This window comes from Pseudonocardia ammonioxydans (genome assembly GCF_900115005.1).
Taxonomy (GTDB): domain Bacteria; phylum Actinomycetota; class Actinomycetes; order Mycobacteriales; family Pseudonocardiaceae; genus Pseudonocardia; species Pseudonocardia ammonioxydans.
In genome coordinates, this window is sequence record NZ_FOUY01000137.1 from 1 (window position 1) to 2,109 (window position 2,109).

Here is a 2,109-nt window from a genome sequence, read left to right on the forward strand (position 1 = left end):
GTCCGCAGATAGACGTCGAGGTCTCCCGACGATGGAGGTTCCTACGCCATCCATCCGAAAGACCTCGACGTGTCCGACGCTACCCCGCCGGCCGGCTTCGGCCGCCCTGACCTGACCGCCTTCGCTCGACTCGACGGCCTCGGTCTGAGCGTGACCGGGCAACGACTTGAACCGGATCGTGCGGTCCTCGCGTGCCGCGTGGTGGAACCAGATCAGTCTTGCCGACGGTGCGGCAGCGAAGGCGCTGCTCGTGACACCGTGATCCGGCGGTTGGCCCACGAGCCGCTGGGCTGGCGACCGACCGTGCTGGAAGTTGTAGTGCGCCGCTACCGCTGTGCCGACTGCGGACACGTGTGGCGCCAAGACACCAGCGCCGCGGCGGAGCCACGCGCGAAGCTCTCGCGCACCGGGTTGCGGTGGGCGCTGGAAGGGATCGTGGTCGCACACCTCACCGTCGCCCGTGTCGCCGAGGGACTCGGGGTCGCGTGGGACACCGCCAACAACGCGATCCTGGCCGAAGGCAATCGGCTGCTGATCAACGACCCCACGCGGTTCGAGGGCGTGAAGGTCATTGGCGTCGATGAGCACGTCTGGCGCCACACCAGGCGTGGCGACAAGTACGTCACCGTGATCATCGACCTCACCCCGGTCCGCGATGGCGCCGGCCCAGCAAGGCTGCTGGACATGGTCGAGGGCCGGTCGAAGGCGGCGTTCAAGACCTGGCTCGCCGACCGCGACGACGCCTTCTGTGACGCGGTCGAGGTGGTCGCGATGGACGGCTTCACCGGGTTCAAGACCGCCGCTGCGGAGGAGATCCCGGACGCGGTCACGGTGATGGATCCCTTCCACGTCGTGCGCCTGGCCGGTGACGCCCTCGACAGGTGCCGGCGCCGGGTCCAACTCGCGATCCACGGGCACCGTGGGTTCAGGGACGACCCGCTCTACAAGTCGCGGCGCACGCTGCACACCGGCGCGGACCTGCTCACCGACAAGCAGAGCGACAGGCTACGCGCGCTGTTCGTTGATGACGCTCACGTCGAGGTCGAGGCGACCTGGGGTGTCTACCAGCGCATGATCGCCGCCTATCGCCACGAGGACCGGCAACGTGGCCGCGAGCTCATGGAGAAGCTGATCACCGACCTCAGCGCCGGCGTCCCCAAGGTGCTCACCGAGCTCACCACCCTGGGCCGGACCCTGAAGAAGCGAGCCGCCGACGTGCTCGCCTACTTCGAACGACCCGGCACCAGCAACGGGCCGACCGAGGCGCTCAACGGACGGCTCGAACACCTGCGCGGCTCCGCACTCGGGTTCCGCAACCTGACCAACTACATCGCCCGAAGCCTGCTCGAGACCGGCGGCTTCAGACCCCAACTCCTACACCCCCGATTGGGATGAGCCTCCAACGTCCCGGCCGACCGCTAGGGTGAAACTGTGGCCAGCGAGAGTCCAGCGCTGCAGCTGGCGCGCGAGCTGCTGGCGGACGCGCTACCGGCTCGGTGGCTCCATGTCCAGGCCGTACATGCTCAGGCGGTGCTTCTCGGACCCGCGTTGTCCGGCGTCGACGCTCAGATCCTGAGTGATGCAGCAGCGCTGCATGACATCGGTTACGCGCCGGCCGCTGCCCGAACCGGGTTCCATCCGCTCGACGGCGCCCGTTACCTCGCCGACCTGGGCATATCGACTCGGGTAGTCCACCTTGTGGCGCACCACTCGTGCGCGATTCGGGAGGCACGGCTCCGCGGGGTCGACGGCATGAGCGCGTTCTCCGACGAAGCGACGCCGACCCGCGATGCGTTGTGGTATTGCGACGCCGTTACCGGACCTCGTGGTGAACGGTTCAGTCCCGACGACCGGTGGGCGGAAGTGCGGGAACGATATGGCCCGGACCATCTCGTGACGCGCTTTCTGACCGAGGCCGATACGGACCTGCGCGCTGCGATCCGCCGGACGGAGAGCCGGATACTCGGTGCACGACTCGCGGTCGAGGAATGAAAGGTGAGGAGCGCGGTTCAGTCAATGAAGTGATCTCAACAAGATCGGCGGGGCCGGCGCAACGACACGCCCATAACGGGCAATCCGGGTAGCTGCTGCGGAAGACGTGGGGTCCTC

At 67.7% G+C, this 2,109-nt stretch carries 2 protein-coding genes; both read left to right on the forward strand.

Translation table 11 applies throughout. The features are described 5' to 3' along the window. The first annotated feature begins 69 nt into the window (after positions 1-69). On the forward strand, positions 70-1,395 hold the full coding sequence (locus tag BM093_RS34655; protein WP_093357667.1) for an ISL3-like element ISPfr2 family transposase: 1,326 nt from the start codon (positions 70-72) through the stop codon (positions 1,393-1,395). A 36-nt stretch (positions 1,396-1,431) separates the two neighbouring features. Then, positions 1,432-1,992, forward strand: coding sequence for an HD domain-containing protein (locus BM093_RS34660; protein WP_093357669.1), 561 nt, complete (start codon positions 1,432-1,434; stop codon positions 1,990-1,992). The last annotated feature ends 117 nt before the right edge of the window (positions 1,993-2,109 follow it).